22 protein-coding genes, 1 tRNA gene and 1 rRNA gene are annotated in these 24,854 nt (G+C 54.1%); 16 read left to right on the forward strand and 8 right to left on the reverse strand.

All coding sequences use genetic code 11. The annotated features are described in order from the left end of the window. Nucleotides 1-205 (forward strand): 23S ribosomal RNA (locus H1S01_RS11890); the annotation flags it as partial. Between the two features lie 163 nt (nucleotides 206-368). Continuing rightward, a tRNA-Asn gene (locus H1S01_RS11895) sits at nucleotides 369-443 on the forward strand. Between the two features lie 65 nt (nucleotides 444-508). Here H1S01_RS11895 and H1S01_RS11900 read toward each other — a convergent pair. The 5 genes from H1S01_RS11900 to H1S01_RS11920 all read right to left on the reverse strand — a co-directional run bounded on the left by H1S01_RS11900 (nucleotide 509) and on the right by H1S01_RS11920 (nucleotide 5,285). Next, nucleotides 509-1,801 (reverse strand): coproporphyrinogen-III oxidase family protein, encoded by a 1,293-nt coding sequence (locus H1S01_RS11900; RefSeq protein WP_188040711.1) that lies wholly within the window; start codon nucleotides 1,799-1,801, stop codon nucleotides 509-511. A gap of 24 nt (nucleotides 1,802-1,825) precedes the next feature. Next, entirely contained in the window at nucleotides 1,826-2,719 is an 894-nt protein-coding gene (locus H1S01_RS11905; protein WP_188040712.1) for a radical SAM protein, read from the reverse strand. Between the two features lie 20 nt (nucleotides 2,720-2,739). Further along, nucleotides 2,740-3,333, reverse strand: a complete 594-nt coding sequence (locus tag H1S01_RS11910) for a GDYXXLXY domain-containing protein (protein WP_188040713.1) — start codon at nucleotides 3,331-3,333, stop codon at nucleotides 2,740-2,742. 3 nt (nucleotides 3,334-3,336) lie between these two features. Further along, nucleotides 3,337-4,635 (reverse strand): DUF2157 domain-containing protein, encoded by a 1,299-nt coding sequence (locus H1S01_RS11915; RefSeq protein ID WP_188040714.1) that lies wholly within the window; start codon nucleotides 4,633-4,635, stop codon nucleotides 3,337-3,339. A 149-nt stretch (nucleotides 4,636-4,784) separates the two neighbouring features. After that, on the reverse strand, nucleotides 4,785-5,285 hold the full coding sequence (locus H1S01_RS11920) for a helix-turn-helix transcriptional regulator (RefSeq protein ID WP_188040715.1): 501 nt from the start codon (nucleotides 5,283-5,285) through the stop codon (nucleotides 4,785-4,787). A gap of 297 nt (nucleotides 5,286-5,582) precedes the next feature. Here H1S01_RS11920 and clpB point away from each other — a divergent pair, with 297 nt between their 5' ends. The 7 genes from clpB to disA all read left to right on the forward strand — a co-directional run bounded on the left by clpB (nucleotide 5,583) and on the right by disA (nucleotide 15,423). Continuing rightward, nucleotides 5,583-8,186, forward strand: coding sequence for an ATP-dependent chaperone ClpB (gene clpB, locus H1S01_RS11925; protein ID WP_188040716.1), 2,604 nt, complete (start codon nucleotides 5,583-5,585; stop codon nucleotides 8,184-8,186). 30 nt (nucleotides 8,187-8,216) lie between these two features. Beyond that, complete coding sequence (locus H1S01_RS11930; RefSeq protein ID WP_188040717.1) at nucleotides 8,217-8,705, forward strand: CtsR family transcriptional regulator; 489 nt, start codon at nucleotides 8,217-8,219, stop codon at nucleotides 8,703-8,705. A 43-nt stretch (nucleotides 8,706-8,748) separates the two neighbouring features. Then, nucleotides 8,749-9,276: a UvrB/UvrC motif-containing protein gene (locus H1S01_RS11935; RefSeq protein ID WP_170291887.1), complete on the forward strand. Its 528-nt coding sequence runs from the start codon at nucleotides 8,749-8,751 to the stop codon at nucleotides 9,274-9,276. 12 nt (nucleotides 9,277-9,288) lie between these two features. Then, the gene (locus H1S01_RS11940; protein WP_188040718.1) at nucleotides 9,289-10,353 is read left to right on the forward strand and encodes a protein arginine kinase; all 1,065 of its coding nucleotides are present in this window, start codon (nucleotides 9,289-9,291) and stop codon (nucleotides 10,351-10,353) included. 13 nt (nucleotides 10,354-10,366) lie between these two features. After that, entirely contained in the window at nucleotides 10,367-12,814 is a 2,448-nt protein-coding gene (locus H1S01_RS11945) for an ATP-dependent Clp protease ATP-binding subunit (protein WP_188040719.1), read from the forward strand. A 162-nt stretch (nucleotides 12,815-12,976) separates the two neighbouring features. After that, a complete protein-coding gene (gene radA / locus H1S01_RS11950; RefSeq protein ID WP_188040790.1) occupies nucleotides 12,977-14,353 on the forward strand; it encodes a DNA repair protein RadA in 1,377 nt (458 codons plus the stop codon). A 2-nt stretch (nucleotides 14,354-14,355) separates the two neighbouring features. Further along, complete coding sequence (gene disA, locus H1S01_RS11955; RefSeq protein WP_188040720.1) at nucleotides 14,356-15,423, forward strand: DNA integrity scanning diadenylate cyclase DisA; 1,068 nt, start codon at nucleotides 14,356-14,358, stop codon at nucleotides 15,421-15,423. A 1-nt stretch (nucleotide 15,424) separates the two neighbouring features. Here the strand turns inward: disA and H1S01_RS11960 are convergent, their stop codons facing one another. From H1S01_RS11960 to H1S01_RS11970, 3 genes are all read right to left on the reverse strand, one after another. After that, entirely contained in the window at nucleotides 15,425-15,892 is a 468-nt protein-coding gene (locus H1S01_RS11960; protein WP_188040721.1) for a spore coat protein, read from the reverse strand. A 15-nt stretch (nucleotides 15,893-15,907) separates the two neighbouring features. Beyond that, nucleotides 15,908-16,639 (reverse strand): hypothetical protein, encoded by a 732-nt coding sequence (locus tag H1S01_RS11965; RefSeq protein WP_188040722.1) that lies wholly within the window; start codon nucleotides 16,637-16,639, stop codon nucleotides 15,908-15,910. Nucleotides 16,640-16,775: 136 nt separating this feature from the next. Further along, nucleotides 16,776-17,171 carry a nucleoside triphosphate pyrophosphohydrolase family protein gene (locus tag H1S01_RS11970; protein WP_188040723.1) on the reverse strand — a complete coding sequence of 132 codons (396 nt, stop codon included), beginning with the start codon at nucleotides 17,169-17,171 and terminating at the stop codon, nucleotides 16,776-16,778. Between the two features lie 161 nt (nucleotides 17,172-17,332). Here H1S01_RS11970 and H1S01_RS11975 point away from each other — a divergent pair, with 161 nt between their 5' ends. The 7 genes from H1S01_RS11975 (at nucleotide 17,333) to H1S01_RS12005 (ending at nucleotide 24,801) form a co-directional block, all read left to right on the forward strand. After that, the gene (locus H1S01_RS11975) at nucleotides 17,333-17,809 is read left to right on the forward strand and encodes a CarD family transcriptional regulator (protein ID WP_188040724.1); all 477 of its coding nucleotides are present in this window, start codon (nucleotides 17,333-17,335) and stop codon (nucleotides 17,807-17,809) included. A 148-nt stretch (nucleotides 17,810-17,957) separates the two neighbouring features. Further along, entirely contained in the window at nucleotides 17,958-19,103 is a 1,146-nt protein-coding gene (locus tag H1S01_RS11980) for a PIN/TRAM domain-containing protein (RefSeq protein WP_188040725.1), read from the forward strand. Continuing rightward, a complete protein-coding gene (gene ispD / locus H1S01_RS21990; protein ID WP_207732308.1) occupies nucleotides 19,096-20,373 on the forward strand; it encodes a 2-C-methyl-D-erythritol 4-phosphate cytidylyltransferase in 1,278 nt (425 codons plus the stop codon). Before H1S01_RS11980 ends, ispD begins: the two co-directional genes overlap by 8 nt. A gap of 60 nt (nucleotides 20,374-20,433) precedes the next feature. Further along, entirely contained in the window at nucleotides 20,434-21,903 is a 1,470-nt protein-coding gene (gene gltX / locus H1S01_RS11990) for a glutamate--tRNA ligase (RefSeq protein ID WP_341479093.1), read from the forward strand. 379 nt (nucleotides 21,904-22,282) lie between these two features. Beyond that, the gene (gene cysE / locus H1S01_RS11995; RefSeq protein WP_188040727.1) at nucleotides 22,283-22,993 is read left to right on the forward strand and encodes a serine O-acetyltransferase; all 711 of its coding nucleotides are present in this window, start codon (nucleotides 22,283-22,285) and stop codon (nucleotides 22,991-22,993) included. Beyond that, nucleotides 22,935-24,383, forward strand: a complete 1,449-nt coding sequence (cysS, locus tag H1S01_RS12000; protein ID WP_188040728.1) for a cysteine--tRNA ligase — start codon at nucleotides 22,935-22,937, stop codon at nucleotides 24,381-24,383. The genes cysE and cysS overlap by 59 nt, the downstream gene beginning before the upstream one ends. Before the next feature lies 1 nt (nucleotide 24,384). After that, a complete protein-coding gene (locus H1S01_RS12005) occupies nucleotides 24,385-24,801 on the forward strand; it encodes a Mini-ribonuclease 3 (RefSeq protein WP_341479094.1) in 417 nt (138 codons plus the stop codon). Nucleotides 24,802-24,854 lie beyond the last annotated feature (53 nt).

Below are 24,854 nucleotides of genomic sequence, written 5' to 3' on the forward strand. Positions count from 1 at the left end.
AGTTGTCGTGCCAACGGCAGCGCTGGGTAGCTATGTCGGGAGCGGATAAGCGCTGAAAGCATCTAAGCGCGAAACCGACCCAAAGATGAGACTTCCCACTCGAAAGAGGTAAGACCCCAGGAAGATGACCTGGTCGATCGGCCCGAGATGTACACGCCGTGAGGTGTTCAGTCGACGGGTACGAATTGGTCGAGGACTTGACCTTACAAGCTTTACTTCCAGATAATTTTATTTGATGCAGCGGGACTGGGTGACCTCAGTCGTCGGCGCTTAAGCGCCGAAACGACGTGGGAACCGTCCGTAACGGAATCAAATAAAATTATCACCTGTGTAGTTTTCAAGGGACAAATCAATGTCCTGAATACCGTTCCTCGATAGCTCAACGGTAGAGCAACCGGCTGTTAACCGGTAGGTTGTAGGTTCGAATCCTACTCGAGGAGCCAATAAGAGAGTTAACCTCAGACGGAAACGTCTGAGGTTTTTGCTTTTTAGAAGAGTATCAAGAGTATCAGATGTTTATCGCTTCAGGCCATGGTGTTTCTCCTGCCGTCGACCAGATCCGGTTTACATAGTCGAGAGCAAAATAATTTTGCATCAAGTGCAGCCAGAAGGCTCCCGGTTCCGTTAAGATAGCGAAATCCTCTGTTACCTCGGCCCATTTTACCCACTGAAGAAAACGAACGAGGTCCAAGGGTCTTCGGTCTCCTTTTTCTCGCTGCTTCTCTAAGGGGCCTATGGGTATCGCCGTATCGTATAACCGCCAATACAACCAGTGATAAAAGCTTAGGGAGTCGTTCAGTCGTAGCGACATCGCGACCGGTAACCGCTCCTTTTGTTTCATCGCTTGAATATATGCTTCTACAGAAAACGTGTTTATGTAAAACAAACCTGGTAAGTGAGAGCCGGCACCTGGACCTAATCCTATATATTCGTCTCTAGTCACGGAGGAATAACGCGGTGCTTGCTCTCTGGCAAAGCCCCAGACCGATACCCGGTGCCAACCTTGTTGTAAGAAGTAATCATGGATACGTTTATACATGCGCCGCCGGACAGTTAGGTCCGGCATTTTTACTTTTTTGATGGCCCGGTATTTCCCCACCGTCGTATAGGGAAAGGTGAATAAGGGATATAAGGTGACTTGATCTACGCCGAGAGATATGGATTTCGCAATATCAGTCAGTACATCCTCCTCCCTTTGATCAGGCAGGGCAAACATTAGATCGACATTGACCGTTTCGAAACCGGCCTGGACCAGGGAGCGTAAAGTGGGAGGCAAGATTTGCGCCGAGTACTTGCGGCCTAAGAGGGACAAACATCGTTCGTCAAAGCTTTGAACGCCTAAACTGATCCGCTTTATGCCCATCGACTTCAATTGCTCTGCTGCAACAAAACCGCTTTCGAGATCCATGGGATTTGTCTCAATACAGACGGGACCGGTGAGACGAAAGCGATAAGCGGCATATTCCAGAATGGTCCCTAACTTGTCGGCGATATGGGTCGGTGTTCCGCCGCCGATATAGATAGAGGTAATATCGATCGAACCCAATCGCCGATAGACTTCTTCGATTTCACGGAGCACCGCCTGCACATAGGGCTCTACCCAGGAATCGGCGTAGGCGATCTTGTTATAAGGGCAGTAGGGACACAGACTTTTACAAAAAGGAACATGCAGGTACAAACCGGCAGACTTTATTTGAGGCAACTGGACATCGCGGACCGGATGAAAGGTGAACTCTTGCTCGGCGCCGACAAGGTATCGACGCAGCCAACGAGTCCACCAGGGACTTGACGAGGGAACCATGACCATCCTCCTTATCGAAGAAGCTTAGAGAAAGCCGGCTAAGTTACGCCAGGCGTCGACATGCCACTGCTGAGCGGCAGCCACCTCTGTACAAGCGCCGTAGCCGCATTCGCGGCAGATCTCGGGGCGGTTATAGCGGCAGCATAGGTATTCTCCGTCTTGATCGATAATGGCATAAGTACGACTTGGTCTTCGCCAGTTGCCGCTTTGCAGCAGGCGGAGACCGGATATGGAATTGTAGACCGGAAGGCCCTTTTGCTTATGTTGAATGAGTTCGTCGATGATCGACGATCGTTCTTTCGCCGGGATGAACAACTCGTCGATGCCGTAATAGGGGGTATGAAAATAGAACATCACACCGGCTACCGGCCATTTATCCTGGGCTACGGTCCGGAGAAATACTTCAATATGATCGCGGTTGAGTTGATTGACCGTATAGACGATCGACTTTTTTTGCATCGGTGATGCAAAAATGTTGGCTCGAACTTTTTCAAAGTGATCTCCACGGATCCGGGCGTAATGGTCCCGTAAGCCGTCGACGCTGACCCAAAGCAGATCAGCCCGGCTCTGCAGGGGGAAGTGACCGTTTGTATAGATGTGGACGTGAAAGAAGCCGATTCGCCGTGCCTCTTCCACGACATCATCCAACCGGTAGTCATGATCCCGCCATAAAAAAGGTTCGCCGCCTTCGATGTACAGCTCTCGAAAGCCCCGTCGATAGCAGGAAAGGAGTTTTTCCTGTATCTGCGTAAAAGTCATATCGGAGCGGCCCGTATTCGCTACCCGGCAATCCTTGCAGGCTAGGTTACAGCGGTCAGTGACGACAAGGCCTAAGATCAGTGGCACATCTTGCTGACCGAGTAAGAAGGGAAGGGCAAAGCGAGCGTAATGACTCCATTGACGCCAGAAGGAAGCCATTGATTACTCCTCCTTTCCTCCTAAAGGGATTCCGCCTGCACCAGGCCCGTGAGCACGCTGTCCCCTCGCCATACTTTCACGCGGGCGTAGAGATTCTTTTGCTCGCGAAGAGTTTGCTCCAACTCAAGGCCCTTTCCCTCAGGCAGGTAGTACTCTTCCAAGCCGTATTCAATCCGAGCGAATTTCGGTCTGCCGTCACGGACGGGATCTTTTTCAAGGGGAGCGGCTAGAGGATCGCGAGCAGAAGGTTCCTGATCGTGAAAACCGTCGTAACGTCCTTGTAAGACGACCTGTCCCGGAGCGGCTGCAGGTTCCTTTTGATAAAGGCCAACTGCGTGGTACAGCCCTCGCTGGTCTTCGACGACGACGTACACCTTGCTTCCATAGTCGAAGTTTTCTTCGGCGATATCGGTAGAAACGAGACGTAGATCGATGTTGGAAATGTTGTAGCTCAAGCGGACATAATCGCCCATGAAGGGATGGCGGGGGTCGACAGGCTCCGCTTTCAAGAGGATCTCTTGACCGGATGAAACGATGGCGGCCCGGCTGCCTGCCATCAGGAGCAAGACGATCACCTGCAAGGCAACCACGGCGATAAAGGCAAAGCGGCGCATGAATTACACCTCCTTGCGACTGGCGTCCACAAGATGACGCCGTTTGCGTTCCAGGGTATAGCCGAGAACAAAGAGGACCAGGCCTCCGCCGATAAAGAATAGCGACTTGTCGAATAGTCCCCAGGCGTATCGACCATAGGCGTAAAGAACACAGACCAGGAAAAAGAGGGTCCCGCTGTTGATCTGCCATTCTTCACGGAGCCGGCTCCCGCTTTGGATCAGCAGTATGGCTCCCACAAAGAGAATCGACAAGGCAGCAACTTCCGTGTAGGTCATCAAGAAGGTGCTGCTTCCTATGGGGCTCCCGTTGCCGATCAGCTCTTTTCCCGGTTCAATGTACTTGGCGACATAGGGAAGGGGTGAGGTCAAGGCGATCATAGCGAGTGATTCGAGCGAGGTTTGCTTTCGAGCACCCAACCATAGAATGGCCACTGCCGACAATAGCCAAAAGGCGGTAAGCCAAGGCCAAAAGGGTGCAAGCGGCGGCGGATTCATAAGAGATAGGATCTCTACCAAAAAGGCGCCCCAGAAGAGCAACGGTGTGAACAGCAGCGGTGGCAAGGGACGATTGCCTTTTTCCGCGATGCGGTCGTAGATCAGCCCCCATAGTGGGAACAGGGAGAACCAGATGAGACTCTGTTCCGATTCCAGCAATTGAGCGAGGATACAGAAGAAGAAGGCGATGGTAGCCCCATAACGGTGTACAGGTCGGTTGTGCCGCCAAAGAAAAGGGAGAACGAGCACAATGAAGGCGCCGTAAAACCAGGGCCCGGTGACGAGAGACAGGGTATGGTCCACAGCATCGCTGAGATTGGAGGTGGTCAGAAGAACTAACGCTGAAAGGAAAAAGAGAGGGTGCCCGGTCAGGTAAGCCACAGCGATGGCCCCGAGAAACCATAACCCCAGGCCGGTGGCGTCATAGGAACTGATATGATACATCTGACCGACGAGCCAGATCCCGGCCCCGTAAGCGAACAAGCCCAGCAACAAAAAAGCTGAGCCGACACGAGGGTAGTTGCCTTTGCCGTAGGCAAGAACATACCCAGTGGTATAGGCGGCGATGATGACGCTGCAGATCAGGCCCAGCCGGATCGACCTGCTGATCTCGTCCCAGTTAGAGGCGACCATCAAGATGATCCCCAGACCGACGAGCAACCCGGCGAGCCACAAAATGATTTGGGATGAACGCCATTCCGAAGGGATATAACGCTCTTGCAGCCGTTCTCTCTGCTCGGATGTAATCAGGCCCTCTGTGTACCACTGATCGATTTCGCTGCGTAACCACTTGTACCGAAGCATCATTGACTCTCACCGTCCTTTCTAGATCACCATAGAGACAGTTAAAGGTCGGGAACGACTTTATCAACTTTATAGACGAGACGAAGCTGTTTAGGACTCGTTGGGACTTTCCGGTCACGATTCGACAGCAGAGTAGCCGTTCTCGGACATTCTTACCGGTTTGGCTCTTCAGCGATAGTACCCGTGGTGAGTTCAGCCAATCGCTGGAAGGTCTCTTCCCGGTTGAGGCTGTAATAATGGAGGTAATGATCGCTGTCGATGATCCGGTAATAGGGAGTGAAGCGGTGTTTTTGGACGATGAAAGGCCCCTGCCGGCTTTCTTCGATCCACCATACCGGGCCTCCCAAGGTTTTGTACCAGGCACGAGACTTCGCTCGAGTGGAGACGAATTCAACGACATCGATAGTCATGTCGCCAAAGAGGGACTGAACGGGCTCACCTCGGCGAAATAATATGGCTGTCAGTGACGCCGCTGTAAAGCCTAAGGTCTTTCGGCCCTTTTCCACATCGACTAATGTTTTTTTCGATATGCCGATGATTTCAGCCATTTTATCCTGCGTCAAATCAGCATCCGTACGAATGGGCCGCAGCTTTGCGGAAACCAATTGGTCAAAGGTTTCCTGTGTCAGCACACCGGGGTCTTCTCGCTTCATCGGCATCCCTCCTAGGCAATTGAGTGTAAAATTTCACACTATAGTGTAATTTTACACTGAGTGTAGGCGTTGTCAACTACCGGAATGGGACATTTCATACGATAGTGTATGCTCTTGAAAATTAGCGGATTTCCTAGATAATCAAACTTAATCTCTATTTATCGAACCTATTGACGACTATTTCAAAAAAGTGCTTCTTGAATAAACTTAGCAAAATGGTGATATAATAAGCTCACAAAGGTCAAAGTTAGTCAATGACAGAGGAAAAAACTACTACGAATTTTTGGAGGTGGGATCATGGATTTCAATAAGCTGACCCAAAAAAGTCAAGAAGCCTTTATGGCAGCCCAATCGCTGGCGGTACAGCAGGGAAATCCGGAAGTCGATGGGGAACACCTCTTGATGGCCCTTGTCGACCAGGAAGAAGGGTTGACTCGTCGACTCCTGGACAAGATGGGAATAGACAGTGACGCCTTCCGCAGCCAGGTCCGTCGGGAAATGGAGCGAAAGCCCCGAGTGACCGGACCGGGCATGGAACATGGCAAGGTATATATTACACCCCGGATGCAACGTCTCATGGTAAAAGCCGAAGAAGAGGCGCGGGGCCTGAAAGACGAATATATTTCCGTAGAACACCTGTTGCTGGCTTTTTTGGATCCGGCTCTCGATATGCCGCTCAAGCGCCTTTTCAACGAGTTCAAGTTAACCCGGGAGAGCCTCTTAAAGGCATTGACGGCCATTCGCGGCCACCAGCGCGTCACGAGCGCCAACCCGGAAGTGACCTATGAGGTGCTGGAAAAGTACGGACGTGAGTTGGTCCAGGAAGCCCGGCGGGGACGTCTCGATCCAGTCATCGGCCGCGACGCCGAAATTCGCAGGGTCGTACGGATCCTATCGCGAAAGACGAAGAACAACCCTGTCCTCATCGGCGAACCTGGCGTCGGCAAGACGGCCATCGTCGAGGGCTTGGCTCTTCGGATCGTCCGGGGCGATGTTCCCGAAGGATTAAAAGATAAGGCCATCTTCGCTCTCGATTTGGGTGCCCTGGTCGCCGGCGCCAAATACCGCGGCGAGTTTGAAGAACGGCTCAAAGCAGTGCTGCAGGAGATCAAGAAAAGCGACGGCCGGATCCTGCTCTTCATCGACGAACTGCACACCATCGTTGGTGCCGGTAAAGCCGAGGGGGCCATGGATGCCGGCAATATGCTCAAGCCGATGCTGGCCCGGGGGGAACTCCACTGTATCGGCGCGACGACCTTGGACGAATACCGCAAGTACATTGAAAAGGATGCGGCTTTGGAACGGCGCTTCCAACCGGTCATCGTCGAGGCTCCCGACGTGGAAGATACCATCTCGATCCTTCGGGGCTTAAAAGAGCGCTTTGAAGTCCACCACGGCGTGAAGATCCACGATAATGCGCTAGTGGCTGCAGCGACCTTATCCAACCGCTATATCAGCGACCGTTTCCTGCCCGATAAGGCGATCGACCTCGTCGATGAGGCTTGCGCCATGATCCGCACAGAGATCGACTCTTTACCGACAGAACTCGATGAAGTGAGTCGGCGGCGCATGCAACTCGAAGTGGAAGAGGCCGCGCTAGCAAAGGAAAAAGATAAGGCTAGTCTCGAACGGTTGGAAGCGCTGCGCAAAGAACTGGCCGATCTCAAGGAAAAAGAAGACCAGATGCGTGCCCGTTGGGACTTGGAAAAAGAAGCGATCCGCAAGGTGCAGTCCTTGCGTGAAGAGATCGATAAAGTCCGCCGCGATGTCGACGAGGCAGAGCGGGGATACCATTATGACCTCAACCGGCTGGCCGAACTCAAATACGGCCGGCTGCCGCAGCTGGAGCAGCAGCTGCAACAAGAAGAAACAGAACTGGCCCGGAAGTCTGGTGAAAACCGGCTGCTGCGGGAAGAAGTGACCGAAGAAGAGATCGCCGATATCGTCGCCCGTTGGACCGGGATCCCGGTCACGCGATTAGTGGAAGGGGAACGGGAAAAATTACTCCGGTTGAGCGACATCCTCCATGAACGGGTGATCGGTCAAGAGGAAGCTGTCGACCTAGTGACAGATGCCGTCCTCCGGGCTCGAGCAGGCATCAAAGATCCCCGCCGCCCGATCGGTTCTTTCATCTTCCTCGGTCCCACTGGTGTCGGAAAGACCGAGTTAGCCAAGACACTGGCTCGGGCGCTTTTTGACAGTGAAGAGAACATGATCCGCATCGACATGTCCGAGTATATGGAGAAGCATACAGTAGCCCGGCTCATCGGTGCACCTCCCGGCTATGTGGGGTATGAGGAAGGCGGACAACTGACCGAAGCGGTCCGGCGCAAACCTTATTCAGTCATTCTCTTTGATGAGATTGAAAAATCACACCCCGACGTGTTCAACGTACTGCTGCAGATCCTCGATGACGGCCGGGTGACCGACGCTCAGGGACGGACGGTGGACTTTAAGAACACAGTGATCATCATGACCTCCAATATCGGGTCGCAGTTTTTGCTGGACGGGGTGACTGATGACGGAGAGATCCGTCCGACCGCTCGCGACCAGGTGATGAGCAGTTTGCGGACTCATTTCCGGCCGGAGTTTTTGAACCGTGTGGACGATGTGGTCCTCTTCAAGCCGCTCACACTCAAGGAGATCACGGCGATTATCGATATAATGACGTCTGAACTGCAAGAACGGTTGCAACAGCGCTTTATCCGCCTGGAACTGACCGAGGCGGCGAAAGCGCAGATCGCCCGGGAAGGCTTCGACCCCGTCTACGGCGCTCGTCCCTTGAAGCGGTACTTGCAGCGTCATGTGGAGACCCCGGTTGCCCGGGCACTCATCGCTGGGACCGTATCGAATGGCGGGACGATTCGCTTTGATGTTCACGAGGGCCGGCTTGTGATGTAGCACAAAAAACCATAGCGGTGGTGAGACAACATGGCCAATCTAGCCGACCAGATCGAACGTTACATTAAAGAACTGCTGGAGCAAAGCCGGGAGAGCACCATCGAGGTGCAACGGCAGCAGTTGGCCGCTCTTTTCGGCTGTGTTCCGTCGCAGATCAACTATGTATTGACGACCCGCTTCGCCACGGAACAGGGATATGTCATCGAGAGCCGCCGTGGCGGCGGCGGTTTCGTTCGCATCGTCAAACTGTCGATCGACGAGGGTGACGATCTATGGGATTTCTTATCGACACAGCTAGGCGATTTGATTTCAGAAGATCAGGCGAAACGGTTCATCTCCCGCCTGGTTGATGACCAGATGCTGACGGCACGAGAGGGGCTGCTGATGCAGGCCGCTGTGCAACGGGACGTGTTGCAAGGAGCCTATCCCCAACGGGACGCGCTGCGAGCCCGGTTGGTGAAAGCTATGCTCTATAATCTCATGCGGCAAGATCAGGAAAAAGAGTCAGCCGACGACTGAGCGAAATTGAATGACCCTATACTGGGGTAAAGGGGGCTTTCCGGTGTATTGTGATGAATGCAAAAAACGACCAGCTACGGTTCACCTGACGAAGATCATCAACGGGGAAAAATCGGAAGTCAATTTGTGCGAAGAATGCGCCCGGGCGCAACATAAAGAGTGGAGCATGGCCTTTGACGATGACTTTCCGATCAACAAATTCTTAGCGGGGCTGCTCGGCTTTGACGCCCATCAGCAGCAGGCCAAACAGGTGAATTTTGGCTTTGCCCCGCCCGAAAAATGTGAGAACTGTGGTGCTACCTACAACCAGATCAGCCAGACCGGACGACTCGGTTGCAACCACTGCTTTATTCAGTTTAAGGATAAAATGGAGCCGCTCCTCCGTCGTGTTCAAGGTTCCAACCGCCACACGGGCAAAGTGCCTCAACGCACCGGCGGTACCATTCGCGTACAACGGGAAATCCAACAGCTTCGGGCAAAGCTGCAGCAGCATGTGGCCTTGGAAGAATTTGAGCAGGCCGCTCGCGTTCGGGACCGGATTCGGGACCTGGAAAAAGAGTTGTCGGAATAGGGGGTGTGCCTGATGCAAGAGCGTTTTGTCAATCAAGCCCGGACCAAATGGATGGAGGGCACCGGAAAAGAATCAGATATCGTCATCAGTTCCCGGGTACGCCTCGCCCGCAACATCTGTGCCGTTCCCTTTCCCCATGGGGCCAAAGAAGAACAGTTGCAAGGCGTCGTCCGTGAAGTAGAGCAAGCTATCAATGATCCCCAGGTCCAACAAGCTTCCGGAGGGTTGGTCTCGGTCGAACTGCAAGATTTAAATCCCTTAGATCGGGCCGTCCTCGTCGACAAGCACCTGATCAGCCCGCAACACGCCGAGGAAACGCGAGGCAAGGGCCTGGTGTTAAGCCCAGACGAGGCCGTATCGGTGTTGATCAACGAAGAAGACCATCTGCGGGTCCAGTGCATCTACCCGGGCCTACAGTTGGAAGAGGCTTGGGCTCTAGCCAGCCGCATCGACGATGTGCTCGAATCGAAGCTCGATTTTGCCTTTGACGAAAAACTCGGCTATCTCACCGCCTGTCCGACCAACGTCGGTACGGGCCTGCGGGCATCGGTGATGATGCACCTGCCGGCGCTGGTGCTCACCAATCAGGCGACCCGGGCACTGGCTTCCCTCTCTCAACTGGGGATGACCGTCCGGGGCCTCTATGGAGAAGGTACCGAAGCGACGGGCAATCTCTTTCAGATCTCCAACCAGGTAACCCTGGGACGCTCCGAAGAAGAGATCATCTCCAACCTCATGGTCATCGCGACGCAACTGATCGACCATGAACGGATGGCCCGCCAAGTTCTACTGAAGGAAACGAAGGACCAGTTGGAAGACCGCGTCTGCCGTGCCTTTGGCACATTGGCCCATGCTCGCATCATGACGACGAACGAAGCCATGACCTTGCTTTCGAACGTACGGTTAGGCATCGATCTGGGGATCATTAAAGGAATATCGCCACGAGTGTTGAATGAAATGCTCGTCCTGACCCGGCCTGCTTTCCTGCAGAAAATGGCTGGGCGGGAGTTGAGCGCTTTCGAGCGGGATGTGCAACGAGCATCTCTAATCCGGGAGCGCTTCCGGATGGAAGAGTAGAGGAGGACTAGTCATGTTAGGACGTTTTACCGAAAAAGCGCAAAAAGTTCTCCTCTTAGCCAAAGAGGAGGCCCATGCCTTAAAACACCCTGCTGTGGGAACAGAGCACTTGTTGCTCGGTCTCATCCGGGAAGGGGAAGGCATCGCGGCGAAAGCGTTGATGAGCTTAAATATCGACTTAGAACAGGTTCGGGAGCAAGTGATCAAACTGGTCGGACAGGGCGACGGTGTACCGGCAGAGATCGGTTTTACACCGCGCGCCAAAAGAGCGTTGGAACTGGCCAATGATGAAGGCCGCCGCCAAGGAGTCAACTACGTAGGCACCGAACACATCCTGCTCGGCCTGATACGTGAAGGGGAAGGTGTGGCCGCACGAGTGCTCACCGACCTCGGTTTGAACCTGGATAAAGTGCGTAAGCAGGTCATGGTTCTGCTCGGTGGCGGGCCGGTCCATTCCGGCGCACCCGGTGGTGGTTCGACGGCCGACATGGGGCAGAACACGCCGACGCTGAATGAGTTTGGCCGTGAACTGACCGTCTCGGCTCGGGATGGCAAGTTAGACCCGGTCATCGGAAGGGAACCGGAAATCGAGCGGGTCGTCCAGATCTTATCTCGCCGGACCAAAAACAACCCCGTCTTGATCGGCGAACCAGGCGTCGGGAAAACAGCTATCGCTGAGGGTTTGGCCCAGCGGATTGTGGATGGAAAGGTGCCCGAAACGCTCGTCGGCAAACGGGTCGTCACGCTGGACTTGTCCTCTGTGGTGGCTGGATCGAAATATCGCGGGGAATTCGAAGAACGGCTGAAAAAGGTGATGGACGAGATTCGCCAGGCCGGGAATATCGTCCTGTTCATCGACGAACTGCATACCCTCATCGGCGCCGGTGCTGCCGAAGGTGCCATTGACGCCGCCAACATCCTGAAACCGGCTTTGGCTCGAGGCGAACTGCAGTGCATCGGCGCAACAACCCTCGATGAATACCGCAAGCATATTGAGCGCGATCCAGCGTTGGAGCGGCGCTTCCAACCGATTACCGTAGGAGAGCCGAAAGTGGAAGAAGCGATCGCGATCCTCCATGGGCTGCGCGATCGCTACGAAGCTCATCACCGGGTGAAAATCACCGACGAGGCGATCGCCGCTGCCGTCAAGTTATCGGATCGTTACATCTCTGACCGGCACCTGCCCGACAAAGCGATCGACCTTATCGATGAGGCTGCTTCTCGCGTCCGTCTGCAGGCCTATACGGCTCCACCGGACCTGAAAGAATTGGAAGCGAAACTCGAAGAGGTGCGCAAGGAAAAAGAAGCAGCCGTCTTGTCCCAAGAGTTTGAAAAAGCGGCGGCCTTCCGGGATCAAGAGATGCAGATGAAAGACCAGTTAGAAAAAGAGAAAGATGCCTGGAGCCAAAAGCGAGGCATCGCCAATTCGGTCGTCAGTGAAGAGGATATCGCCCATATCATCGCCAGTTGGACCGGCATCCCCGTGAAAAAGCTGGCCGAAGACGAGAGCGCCCGCTTGCTGAAGCTAGAGGAAGTGATCCATCAACGGGTGATCGGTCAAGAGGAAGCCGTTGCCGCCGTGTCCCGGGCTGTTCGGCGGGCTCGAGCGGGATTGAAAGACCCCAAGCGCCCCATCGGTTCCTTTATCTTCTTGGGTCCGACCGGTGTTGGGAAAACGGAACTGGCTCGAGCTCTGGCGGAAGCTCTATTCGGTCAGGAAGACGCCATGGTACGTATCGACATGTCCGAGTACATGGAGAAACACACCGTCTCCCGTCTCGTGGGAGCCCCTCCCGGATACATCGGCCATGACGAAGGCGGCCAGTTGACCGAGGCCGTCCGCCGCAAGCCTTACTGTGTGATCCTGCTCGATGAGATCGAAAAAGCCCACCCCGAAGTCTTCAATATCCTGCTGCAAGTGCTGGAAGATGGTCGACTCACCGATACGAAAGGCCGGACCGTAGACTTCCGCAATACAGTGATCATCATGACCTCCAACGTAGGCGCATCGACGATCAAGCGCTCCGGCGTCATGGGCTTTAAGACAGGCGATGCGGAAGGGACCAAAGCTCGGGAAGCGCAATATGAGGGCATGAAATCCCGCGTGATGGAAGAGTTGAAGAAAAGCTTCCGCCCCGAATTCCTCAACCGCATCGACGAGACGATCGTCTTCCACGCTCTGTCGACGGGAGACATTCGCAAGATCGTCAGCCTGATGCTTAAAGAGCTGAATAAGCGGCTAATGGAGACGGGCATAACCATGGAAGTGACCGATGGAGCTGAAGAATTTCTCGCCAAAGAAGGCTATGACGAAAACTTTGGCGCCCGCCCCTTGCGTCGTTCCATTCAGCGGTTTGTGGAAGATCAGTTCTCCGAAGGCATGCTGCGAGGCGACTTTAAAGCCGGCGATCGGGTCGTCGTCGATGTGGTCGACGGAAAAATCACCTTGCAGTCCAAATAAACTTCTCAAATGAAAGAAGAGGTTAGGGCCTATGAATGATAGGACCGTAACCTCTTTTTTTGATCCGAGAGCAGGTATTGACGGAGAATTCCCGAAATTAAATTTAACTCCGATGTATTTGCGCGGAAGAATCATCATCATGGTAGGAAAGGTACGTTGTCCATGGCAAAAGCCAAAACACGGTTCTTTTGCAGCGAATGTGGTCAAGAGTCGTTAAAGTGGATGGGACGCTGTTCCGGCTGTGGCGCTTGGAACAGCTTAGTGGAAGAGCGGATAGCGAAGTCGAGCGGCGATGGTGCGCTGAGCCAGCGATATGGCGCTGCCGCCAAAGGCGCTGTCGTTCATGTGGATAAAGCAGAAGTCACAGAGAACATCCGGTTATCGACGGGCATCTCCGAATTGGATCGGGTCCTCGGTGGCGGGCTTGTGGCCGGTTCCTTAACACTGCTGGCCGGTGATCCGGGGATCGGAAAATCGACGCTGTTGTTGCAGGCGGCCCAGAAAATCGCCGACAGCGGCGGCAGGGTCCTCTACGTGTCCGGCGAAGAATCGGTGCAGCAGATCAAGTTGCGAGCCGCCCGGCTCGGGGTGCAGGGGGTGGAGCTCTACCTCCTGGCAGAGACAAACATCCAGATGATTTGCGATTCCATCCGGGAGTGCAAACCGGCTTGGGTGATCATCGATTCGATTCAAACCATGTACTGGGATGAAATCGGTTCAGCTCCCGGGAACGTGGCTCAGGTTCGGGAGTGTACGGGCCAACTGCTCCGATTAGCCAAAGATTTACCGGTGGCGATGACTCTGGTCGGTCATGTGACCAAAGACGGCGCGATCGCCGGTCCACGCCTGCTGGAACATATGGTGGACGCCGTCCTCTACCTGGAAGGGGAGCGGCACTATCTTTACCGGGTGCTGCGGGGGGTGAAAAACCGCTTTGGCTCCACGAACGAGCTAGGGATCTTCGAGATGCTCGGTCAAGGCATGGTAGAAGTGCCAAACCCGTCGGCCTTTTTCCTGGCCGAACGGACCCAAGGGGTGGCCGGTTCTGTTGTCGTTCCTTGTATGGAGGGGACTCGCCCTGTCCTCGTCGAGGTGCAGGCCCTGGTGACACCAACCACCTTTGGACAGCCTCGTCGCATGGCCACAGGGATGGATTACAACCGGACGGTGCTCTTGGCAGCCGTGTTGGATAAAAAAGTGGGACTTCACTTAGGTCAACAGGATATTTATGTAAATGTAGCGGGAGGATTGAAGCTGGCTGAACCGGCCTCCGATTTGGCGGTCGTGACGGCTATCGCCTCCAGTTGGCGCAACCGGCCCGCCGACCCGGAAGTGGTCGTCATCGGCGAAGTCGGTTTGACCGGAGAGGTGCGAGCCGTTACCCATCTGGAAAAACGAATCAATGAATCGGTCAAATTAGGCTTTTCCCGGTGTGTTTGTCCGAAACAAAACAGGAAATACTTGAGAGAAGAAACGGGTATGGAAGTGATCGCGGTAGAGACGGTCGATGAAGCCCTCGCTGCCGTGTTGGGAGGATAAAGATGGTTAAAGAAACCGATGAAAAATTATTTCGAGCCTTGCGGTTTCTTGCACCCGGCACGCCGCTGCGCGAGGGGATGGAGAACATCCTGCGGGCGAAGACGGGGGGGCTCATCGTCATCGGCGACAGCCCTCAGGTGCTGGGTCTCGTTGAAGGAGGCTTTTTAATCAATTGCCCTTACTCATCGGCGGCCCTCTACGAACTCGCCAAGATGGACGGGGCCATCGTCCTCAACCATGACGCTACCCGGATCTTATACGCCAACACGCAACTTGTGCCGGATGCGTCGATTCCCTCGAGTGAAACGGGCATTCGCCACCGGACGGCTGAGCGGGTGGCACGCCAGACAGGAGAAATCGTCATCTCCATCTCGCAGCGCCGAGGCATCATTACGATCTATCTGGGGACGATCCGCTACAGCTTGCGGGACATCGCCACGATTTTAACGAAAGCCAATCAAGGTCTGCAGACCTTGGAAAAATACAAGGTAGTCATCGACAAAGCGCTGGTCACGCTGACGGCGCTGGAGTTTCAAGAGTTGGTGACCGTTTTCGACGTCGCAAAAATCCTGCAACGGATCGAGATGTTCTCCCGTATGTACTTAGAGATGCAGCAGTACATCTGCGAACTGGGCAACGAAGGCCGGCTTGTCAGCATGCAGTTGGCTGAACTGGTGGACAACGTGGAAGAGCGGGGACGGATGGCCATCGAAGATTACCGGACCACGGAAAACCGTGCCGTTAGCCAAATCCGGGAGGAAATTCGCCACTCTTGTCAAGATACGCCTGATTTAATCCCCATCGCCAAGATCTTAGGCTATGGAAGCGGCTTAGGCGTACTCGATATGTCTGTTTCCCCCCGGGGCTACCGGATCCTTTCCCAAATTCCCCGCCTTCCTTACGCGGTCGTGGAAAACCTCGTGGCCACTTTCGGCAGTTTGCAGAACATCAACCGCGCGACCATCGAAGAACTCGATGAAGTGGAAGGGATCGGCGAAGTGCGGGCCCGGGCGATTCGCGAAGGTCTTCGCCGGATGCGGGAGCAAGTGCTGCTGGACGGGCATTTATAGGTCAGCTGTTGCTTCCAGCAGAGGCGCCTCCGTTGTTAGTTCCCCCGCTGTTTGAACCGCCGCCGGACGATTCGGAACCCGAAGATGAGGGCGATGAAAGTTGCTCCATCATGCCCTGAAACTGTTGGTAAACCTGTTGAAGCTGCCAACTGTCGGCGGGGTGCAGGTGATACCATCCCTGCTGGAGCATGATATGAAAAAGTTCGCGCTGACTGGCTTGCGTTTCATTCAAACAGACCATCAGGTCCTGATAGAGTGTCACCTGACCTGCTTCCAAGGCGGCTACGTTGTACATATGGGCCAAATGTTTTTCCGTATTGATGATGTCCCAGAGCATTTCCTGATCACTGAGAAAACTGGACGAAGCTTGCTCGTTACCGGAGGATTGCCCCTCTTGATTCGAAGGCGATAGATTGTTGCGGCCGCCTTGCTGCCGGGCGGTTTTGCGCATTTTCATGGCGCCGGCCATGGTGAGTGCCCCCTTTTATGACCACATGGTTGTCGGTATCCCGCCCGATTGGCAGTGCTGAAGCAGCATTTTACAATGGCGCTGGTGCATCTGGCTGATTCGTTCCAATGCCGATTTGACCTGACTGTTGCCGCAAGTTTGGGCAAAGGATCGGCTCTTTTTAGCGACGTTCATTTCATGAGCCATCAGATCGACGATGAGCAACAAGTCCTTATCGGTCATCGGTGGAACGGCTAGATTGACTTGGGGAATCATGGCTGGCGGAGCGCTGTACATCGGTGGTGGATAAGAGGGATAGGGTGAAGCTGGACGCAGATAGGGATAGCCGTAATAGCCAGGAGGTGCTGTCGCTCCCATTTGTCCCTGTCCTGGTTGCTGTTGCCCCCCGTCCTGGGAAGCGTTCTGTTGATTTGGGTTCCTACCGGAGTTGTTTTTCGAATCCGGTTGCCCTTGTCCTTGACCGTCCCCTTGTGAATTGGTGTTTTGTTTGGCATTCTGCTTTTGACTTGAGCCTTGGCTGGAATTCGATCCAGAATTCTGTTGCCGGTTGCCGCTCCCTCGTTGACTCTGCCCTTGGTTCTGTGATTGCCTTGGTTGGGATGACGATGGGGCAGAGCTTTGAAAGCCTGTCGGTGGTGACGGCTTTGCCCAATAGGCCGGATCGGTCATGGGGGGATAAATCATGACAGGTGCCGCCCCGATGGGAATGCCCGGTTGATTGCCGGGTGATGACTGGTCTGTTTGCAAGCTAGATCCCTTCCTTGGGCAGTATGATGGTTTCAGTTTGCGCGGGTGCCAGTCACTTCATTCGATTTCCCGAAAGCCCGAAAAAGGGCAATAAAAAAGCGACCGGCAATGAGCCGACCGCGTGCAAGTCATGAGGTCAAGTGAAATTGAATACTCTTAACGTGGATACCTTCTCGTTTTCCCGTTGCAGTACATCTGACAAGTTTAAACCTAAGCTATGGCATAAGGCCGTCATATAGAAGATCGATTTTCCCATCTCGCCGACGATGATATCGCGGCAGTTGGGGCAAAGTTCGCCTTCCAAATGAGTGCTCAACAGGGTTTTCAGATCTGCAAGGGTAGCCTCAGGTGGAATATCATGCTTTTCCGCTTTTATCTTCACACAGCCGCAACTAGTCACGGCTTTTATGACCGCCCGGTTTACCCGGGCATTGGATTCCTGAGACTTGGAGAGTATGTCCAAGATACTTTGATGACGGATTAAAAATTGGGATACTGTATCCTGAAACTGTTCGCACACCAAGTCTTTCATGCTCCAATGCTCCCGTCCTTTCCCAACCGGATGTTTGCCCCCATTATAATGGGGTCCGCCAGCGATTGTCAATCAAAGGGGGATGGGGAAAGATGGCACTTAAGCCAACCTAATGTCGGATAAAATTCGAATTTTGGGTTTAACGGCAAAGGAGGGGGCCTATGTTTTCCATCGGCGATAAGGTGGTCTATCCCATGCACGGTGCAGGTGTGATCGAAGCGATTGAAGAAAAAGAGGTCTTAGGTAAAAAGCGAAAGTACTACGTGATGAAGCTTTCCATCGGCGATATGCGCATCATGGTTCCCATCGGCAACACCGACGATATCGGGTTGCGGCAGGTCGCTGGCGAAGAGGGAATCTCTCAGGTGATGGAAGTCTTGCAGCAGAAACGAAACACCGCTTCCGCCAACTGGCATCACCGCTACCGGGCCAATCTCGATAAGATGAAAAGCGGCGATATCTTGGCCGTCGCAGAGGTTGTGCGTAACCTCGTTCACCGCAACCAAGACAAAGGTTTGTCCACCGGTGAACGACGAATGCTGGAAAATGCGAAACAAATCCTGATCAGTGAGCTCGTCCTGGCCTTCGACTCCCAGCCGGAGCAGATTGAAGACCTTTTGGCCCGGGTACTGGCCTAAAATAAACAGGTCACACGGGCTTTTTACATTATTCAAGGAAATTTAACGAAAAAAGTTCTAAAAATACCCATCTCCTTGCCAGGACATATGTTTTTCCCGTATAATGTTAATGAAACTTAGCAAAAATATTAGAAAAGGAGGTGATTGGATGTTTAGGAATATCATGAGATACGCCATCGCGCTGGCATTTGCCGCTGCAGGCTTTTCCTTCGGGTATTCGTTAATTTCCGGGGCGAACCGAGTTTTTGACCTTTCCTCTTACCCAGCGAAGCATTCCTTTTTGGCCATAGTGACGATGCTTCCCGGTTTGTTTGGCTTTTTTATTGCCCCCCCATTGATAAAGCGAGTCGTCGTTCTGACCGGTTGGTTGGAAAACAGACTGCAACGAACTCCCACACAAGAATTGATCGGCGGGGCCTTTGGACTTATCGTTGGCCTTTTCATTGCCAACCTGTTGGTGTCTCCAATATCTGAGATTCCTGGTTTGGGTCGTTATATCTCTATTTTTGTGGCAGCTATCTTAGGATATGTCGGTATGCGTGTCGGTGTCAAAAAGCGTGAAGAAGTGTTAAGTGTCATTCCTCGACTCGGTGGGAAGGAACGAAGCCAGCCGAAGGGGGATCCCCCGAAAAACCCTTCTCTCAAAGTCCTCGATACGAGCGTCATCATTGACGGTCGGATCGCCGACATCTGCAAGAGCGGTTTTATCGATGGCACCTTGGTCATTCCCGCTTTTGTGCTGGAAGAATTGCAGCATATCGCCGATTCGTCCGATTTGCTGAAACGCAACCGGGGACGACGGGGGTTGGACATACTCAACAAGATTCGCAAGGAATTGGATGTTGTTGTCCAGATTGACCAACGCGACTATGACGACTTGACCGAAGTTGACTCTAAACTGGTCCGGCTCTGCCGGGAAGTGGGCGGACAGATCGTCACCAACGATTATAACTTGAACAAAGTGGCCGAACTGCAGGGAGTGAAGGTACTCAATATCAACGAATTGGCCAACGCCGTCAAGCCGGTCGTTCTACCGGGCGAAGAGATGACCGTACAGGTGATCAAGGACGGGAAGGAATTGGGCCAAGGTGTGGCTTATCTGGATGACGGCACGATGATCGTCGTCGACGGCGGCAAACGCTTTATCGGTCAGATGATTACCGTCTTGGTGACGTCGGTGCTGCAAACGGCGGCAGGCCGTATGATCTTTGCCAAACCCAAAGCTAGTGATGGAAAAAAGGCGACCACGTCTTCGCCTTCTCCGACCTTGAATGAGGTGAATGCAATTGTCTAATGGGTGCTGTGCAGCCATTATCGTCGCCGCCGGGCGCGGCAAGCGCATGGGTGCCGACAAGAACAAGGTTCTCTTACCCTTGGCAGGCAAACCGATCATCTGGTGGACGCTGCAGGGATTTGTCAACCACCCGGATCACTTTCAGCCGATCCTGTTGGTGACCGGTCGAGAGGACATGGCCTACATGCAGGGGATGGTAGAAGGGAACGGCTGGGCGGAACGCATCCGAGTCGTCGAGGGCGGCGAAGAGCGAATGGATTCGGTACAGCAAGGGCTTAGAGCTTTGGGCGAGAAAGAATGTGAATGGGTGGCCGTGCATGATGGCGCACGGCCCCTTTTCACGCCCGCCTTGCTTACCAGATGTATCCAGAAGGTGACGGCCTGCCGCTCCGCAGTCGTCGCTGTGCCGGTCAAAGATACGATCAAAAAAGTATCGGCTGGCGGCAAAGTGATCGAGACACCGGAACGTTCCGGCATGTACGCCGTCCAAACACCGCAGGTTTTTGCCGTAGAAGATCTTATTCATGCCTATGACCGTCTAAATGAGTCTCGTTCCCGTGGCTATCGTGGCATTCCCACCGATGATGCCATGGTTATGGAGATGGCTGGCTACCCGGTCTATCTGGTCGAAGGGGAGTACGAAAACGTCAAGCTGACCACGCCCGAAGACCTGGTGCTGGCGGAAGCCATCCTCAAGCGGAGGCGAGAGCAATCGGACGCTGCAGCTGGCGAGGCTGCGGCAGCGCAGGAACGGGCGACGGAACTTTCATCAGATCCGCTGCAATGGCTGCTTCGGGTACGGACCGGTATGGGATATGATGTGCATAAGCTGGTAGAAGGGCGAAAACTGATCCTCGGTGGTGTCGACGTGCCCTATGAAAAAGGGCTGCTCGGTCACTCCGATGCCGATGTGCTTCTCCATGCGATCAAAGATGCCATGCTCGGTGCCGCCTCCATGGGTGATATCGGCCGTCATTTCCCCGATAACGATCCGACCTACAAAGGAATTTCCAGCATCCTGCTTTTAGAAGCCGTCGACAGTAAGCTCAAAGAGCAGGGCTGGACCGTCGTCAACATCGATGCGACCATCGTGGCTCAGCGCCCCAAGCTGGCGCCTTTCATCCCGGCTATGCAACAAAAGATCAGTCAGGCTTTAGGTATCCCGGTGGATCGGATTAATGTGAAAGCGACGACCACAGAGGGGCTTGGTTTTACCGGCACCGGTGAGGGGATCGCCGCTTACGCCGTGGCTACCGTAGTCAAAAACTAGATACTTTCGCTTGTTCTGTGGACGAGTTTTTATATAAACAGAGAAAAGGAGCATGACCTCGTGCAAAACGTCCGCGTTCGTTTCGCCCCGAGCCCCACAGGTCCGCTACATATCGGCGGTGCCCGTTCGGCCCTGTTTAACTTTTTGCTGGCCCGCCGCTTCGGCGGACAATTCATCGTCCGGATCGAAGATACCGACCTTGAGCGTTCCAGCCTGGAGAGCGAGAAGAACATTCTCGACTCCTTAGAGTGGCTCGGCATCACCTGGGATGAAGGCATCCGTGTCGGCGGACCTCATGCCCCATACCGGCAGACGGAGCGTCTCTCTATCTACACCGAGGCGGCCGAGAAGCTGCTCGCGTCGGGACAAGCCTATCGCTGCTATTGTTCGGAAGAAGAACTGGAAGCGCAACGGCAGGCATTTATCGATAAAGGAGAAATGCCGCGCTACGCCGGTAATTGCCGCTGCCTCAGCCTGGAAGATGAAGCCCGCTATCAGGCGGAAGGACGGAAGCCCGTCATTCGATTCCGGGTGCCTGATGAAGGGGCCGTCACCGTCGATGATCTGGTGCGCGGTCAAGTCAGCTTCGATTGTGCCGGTATCGGCGACTTTATCATCGTCAAGTCGGACGGCATTCCGACCTATAACTTCGCCGTCGTCCTCGACGATGCATCGATGGATATCACCCATGTCATCCGCGGTGAAGAGCATCTCTCCAATACACCTCGGCAGCTATTGATCTATGATGCGCTGGGAATATCCCGTCCGAAATTTGCCCATGTATCGTTGATCCTCGGCAAAGACCGCACCAAGATGAGCAAGCGTCACGGTTCCACCTCTGTTGTCGCCTACCAGTCTCAAGGCTATCTTCCTGAAGCACTGGTGAACTTCCTCGTCCTGCTCGGGTGGTCTCCGGAAGGGGAAGAAGAGATCTTTACCTTGGATGAGTTGATCAGCCGCTTCTCCCTGGACCGGGTGGCGAAAAACCCGGCTGTTTTTGACTCGGATAAACTGAACTACATCAACGGCGTCTACATCCGCAAAGCAGAGATCGACCGGCTGATCGAGTTAGCGTTGCCGCACCTGCGGGAAGCGGGATACATCGGGGAAGAGCTCGATGACCAGCAAATGCAGAAGGTCCGGTGGATGATGCAGGCCGTTCAGGAGAAAATATCCTCTATGGGGCAGGTCGCCGATTTTGCTCCGCTCTTCTTCGGGGACGAAGTGACCTTCGAGAGTGACGAAGCCAAGGCAGTTTTGGCAGAAGAGCAAGTACCTGTGGTCTTGAACGCCTTTTTGCAAAAAATCACCGATGGCCGGGCGATTGAGCCTGATTCGGTAAAAGCGTTGCTGAAGGAAGTCACCAAGGAGACGAAGCAAGGCGGAAAGAAAGTCTTTATGCCTGTTCGTGTCGCCTTGACAGGCCAACAGCACGGACCCGATCTCAACTACATCGTCACTGCGCTGGGCCAGGAATCGGTCGTCGCCCGGGTTCGCCATTCGGCGGCCCAGCTGGGCTTGTCGCTGTGACAAGTCACATTGACACCGCTTTCGGAAAAAACGTATAATAGGCCATAATCGAGATAACTGAACAAGGATACCGATGAAGATCGGGAGGAACCATCGTGGATCCCCACCAGAGAAGGTCGCCATTGGCTGGAAGCGACCGGGGTGAACAGCGGTGTCTGTGCGCCCGGGAATCGCCCGATTGAACCATGGTGACGACCATGTGTAAATCCGGCCGGATTGGCCCCGTTATCCGCCTTCGGAACGCCTGTAACGGGGCGCGCCGAACGAGTTGGCGCTTGTGCGTCAAGCAGAGTGGAACCGCGAAAGACCCTTCGCCTCTGTCCTAAGACAGAGGTGGAGGGTTTTTATATTTTTCAAGATTGACAGGGGGGACTGACACATGCTGGGTCGAATCCGCAGAGACATTCAGGTGGTATTTGAGCGAGATCCCGCAGTAAAATCCGTATGGGAGGTCATCCTCTGTTATCCGGGATTTCACGCGATTTTAATCCACCGCGTCGCACACTGGCTCTATAAGAAAAAATGGCCTGTATTGGCCCGGTTCATCTCGCAGGTTAGCCGCTTTATCACGGGCATCGAGATTCACCCTGGGGCGAAGATCGGAGAAGGTCTGTTCATCGACCACGGCACCGGCGTCGTCATCGGGGAGACAGCGGAAGTCGGCGATAACGTCACCATCTATCAAGGGGTGACCTTAGGCGGGACAGGGAAGGAAAAAGGCAAGCGCCACCCCACCATCGGCAATAACGTGGTCGTATCTTCGGGAGCCAAGGTTTTAGGATCCATGACCATCGGCGACAACGTGAAGATCGGCGCCGGTTCGGTTGTGCTCAAACCAGTGCCGCCGAACTGCACTGTCGTCGGTGTGCCTGGACGAATCGTCATCCGTGACGGTGTCAACGTAAAAGACCGCAACCCTATCGATCTAGACCATAATCACCTGCCTGACCCGGTCGCGGAAATGCTCTTCTGTATGCAGCGGAAGATCTCTCATCTAGAGGAACGCATCGCTCAATTGGAGGGAAATACAAGTGACTCTCAAAGTGTACAACACGTTGAAGCGGGAGAAAGAAACATTTGTTCCGCTTAAAGCAGGCAAGGTCGGCATGTATGTGTGCGGACCGACTACCTACGATTTTATCCACCTGGGCAACGCCCGACCCTTAGTCGTGTTCGATACGGTTCGCCGTTACCTCGAATATTCGGGGTACGAAGTCGACTATATTCAAAACTTTACCGACATCGATGACAAGATCATCAACCGGGCCAACGAGGTCGGGGAAGATCCGATACAACTGGCAGCCCGGTTCGTGGAAGAGTATTTTCAAGATGCTAAAGCGCTGAACGTGCGCCCGGCTACGATTCACCCGAAAGTGAGCACCCATATGGGTGATATCATCGCCATGATTCGCAAGCTCGAAGAAAAAGGGCATGCCTATGAGATGGAAGGCGATGTTTACTTCTCCATCCCCAGTTTCAAAGACTATGGGAAGCTCTCCGGTCGTTCCCAAGAGGATATGCAGGCCGGTGCCCGGGTGGAGGTGGACGAGCGCAAACGCCATGCCATGGATTTCGCCCTCTGGAAAAAAGTGAAGCCTGGCGAACCTTCCTGGGACAGTCCCTGGGGTAAAGGCCGACCCGGCTGGCATATCGAGTGCTCGGCCATGTCACAGAAATACTTGGGAGACAGTTTCGACATTCATGGCGGCGGGCAGGATTTGATCTTCCCTCACCACGAAAACGAAATCGCGCAATCGGAAGCTTGCACTGGCAACGCACCGATGGCCCGTTACTGGCTGCACAACGGCTTCATCACCGTCAACCAGGAAAAGATGTCCAAGTCTTTAGGCAACTTTTTCACCCTTCGCCAGATCCTAAAAAAATTCTCCGGCGACGTGGTTCGTTTCTACTTGCTCTCGACCCATTACCGCAGCCCCTTGGATTTTGACGATACCAAACTCGAAGCGGCTCAAAAAGGCTTACAACGCTTGCGCACAGGCCGTCGCCTGCTAGAAGAGGCCTTAAAAGACGCTGCTCGCCAAAGCGGCAACCGTCGTCCTGCTGCGCAGCGGGAGAAACTGGCCGACCAGTGGACAAAGACGAAACATGATTTCTGCGAAGCGATGGACGACGATTTCAACACGGCGCTCGCCCTATCGCTGCTCTTTGACTTAGCCCGGGAGACGAACGCTTTTCTCCACGGCGGGGAAGGCCTAGGGGCGGAGGATCTGGAACTGCTCCGCCATGTGGCAGAAACGTTCGATCAACTGGCCGGCGTGATGGGAATTGAACTAGCCGAAACGGCCGAAGCAGCCGACGACTCTCTCGTCGACGGGCTGATGGACTTATTGATCAGCCTGCGTGGCGAAGCGCGGAAGAAAAAGGACTGGGCCACAGCCGACAAGATTCGAGACGGCTTAAAAGAGCTGGCGATCATCATCGAAGACACGCCCCAAGGGGCCCGTTGGAAGAAGGGCTGACGTGAGCCGCATTCATAAGGACTGGACAAACCGACTCCCAGCTGAACTGCCCTCTCCTCTGGCGCTGGCTTACTTGGGCGATGCAGCCTATGAACTGTGGGTGCGCCGTTTTCTCATCGACGCCGGCCTTGTTAAAGTCAAAGACCTGCATCGGCTCGCCGTCGAACTGGTCCGGGCTCCCTCCCAAGTTGAACTCCTACGCTGGCTGGAACCCCAACTGTCCGAAGAAGAAATGGAATGGGTCCGCCGAGGCCGTAACGCCAACTCCAACCGCTGCCCCAAATCGACTGACGTCACCACCTATCGACTGGCCACCGGCTTCGAATGTTTGATCGGTTACTGGACCCTCACCTGCCCGGACAAGCTCGAACTGCTCCAGACATATTTCGAGTCTCGGCTCGGGAATAATCGGCAATAAGTGTGGCATAAATAAGCGTTTGATGGTAATATTTAGTTAGAAAACCAAATTGG

It is taken from the genome of Heliobacterium chlorum (assembly GCF_014502795.1).
GTDB classification, from domain to species: domain Bacteria; phylum Bacillota; class Desulfitobacteriia; order Heliobacteriales; family Heliobacteriaceae; genus Heliobacterium; species Heliobacterium chlorum.